1 protein-coding gene is annotated in these 1,278 nt (G+C 58.8%); it reads right to left on the bottom strand.

The genetic code is table 11. The features are described from left to right. Nucleotides 1-24: 24 nt before the first annotated feature. Nucleotides 25-1,173: an IS4 family transposase gene (locus QQL87_RS37215; protein WP_284424096.1), complete on the bottom strand. Its 1,149-nt coding sequence runs from the start codon at nt 1,171-1,173 to the stop codon at nt 25-27. Nucleotides 1,174-1,278: the final 105 nt, after the last annotated feature.

The following is a 1,278-nucleotide window of genomic DNA, read 5'->3' as shown; positions in this document are numbered from 1 at the left end:
CCCACGGCTGTCCGGTTGAGGCTTTTAACATATACTGAGGCTCAACTGGCGGTCATCTCGGGCGACCGGTGGAGGAGGATCGAGCAGCGCGTCGATGCGCCTGCGGTGCATGAGGTTCTGCGCGATCAGACCGGTAAAGGCCTGTAGGCTCTCGACGCTGCTCTGCAGCTTGTGGGCGGCGCGCAGCAGCAAATGAGCGATCAGTGCCACGGCAATCTGGATGCGGATGGCATTCTCGGATGTTCCGAGGAAGTGACGGATCTTCAGCATGTGCTTGACCCAGCGGAAGAACAGCTCGATCTGCCAGCGTCGCTTGTAGAGATCCGCAATTTCTTCAGCTGATGCATCGAGATCGTTGGTGATGATACGCAGGATTTTCCCGGTTTCCGTGGCGACCCGGATCTCCCGGACGGGATCCTGGAAAGGGTTCTTTCGGGACGCAGCCTGTCTGGCAGGTAGCTTGCCGATGCGATCGGACAGAACGTAACCGTCCTTCTTGATCGTCTGCTCAACCACGTCTCTCAGCTTGGTATTCGACTTGAGCCGGGTAACGAGGCGGCATCCCTGTTCATTGAGATCGGCCCACCAGCCATAGTCGTAGTAGCCAAGATCGAACACGTAAGTGGCTCCCGGACAGATCGGAAGAGACTTCGCCATGGTGATGTCGTTGACGTTGCCCGCGGTGACCTCGGCGGTGACTGGATTGGCGGTGTCCGGATTATAGACGATGTGCAGCTTGAAGCAGTTGACGCCGTTACTGAACTTGGCCCAGTGGGCGCTGAGCGAATTCAGAGGAAATCTGGTCGAATCGACCAGATAGACCGCATCTGCGACTTCGCCCGCCAGCTTCCGGTCGCAGCGTTGCATCATCTTGGCCAGAAGCCCGCTGAAGACTTCGTGGGGGCGCTTTGCGTTGGCATCGGCCAGGGTCGAACGCGAGATCTCCTTCGCGCCCACGTGGTAGAGCCGCGCCGCGTGGCTCTCGAACAAGGCCTCAATGCTGCGCAGACTCTCCGCCCGCGCCAGCTGCGCATAAAGGAGAGCCAAAAACTGGTTCCGAGTACTGAGCCGGCGCATGCGCCGGTCCGCTTGATGTGTTTCCACAAGCCGGTCGAAAACCCTCCAAGGAACCAGCTTCTGAAGCGCGTGAAACACAGTATTATGGTGGCGCATGGCGGGATCCTCCTCGCGTGTCTCGAACATTTGGCGATGCTCAAGACCGCAGAAGAATCCACGCCATGCGCCTTGTCCACTCATTCTAAACCGGACAGCCGTGGG

It is taken from the genome of Bradyrhizobium sp. SSBR45G (genome assembly GCF_030159255.1).
In the GTDB taxonomy this organism is placed as follows: domain Bacteria; phylum Pseudomonadota; class Alphaproteobacteria; order Rhizobiales; family Xanthobacteraceae; genus Bradyrhizobium.
Note: the sequence above shows the minus strand (reverse complement) of the source record. Positions and strands in the feature narration are given on the sequence as shown.

Excerpts from the sequence above, each read along its gene's own strand:
- QQL87_RS37215 (WP_284424096.1), bottom strand. The coding sequence starts at position 1,173 with ATGCGCCACCATAATACTGTGTTTCACGCGCTTCAGAAGCTGGTTCCT.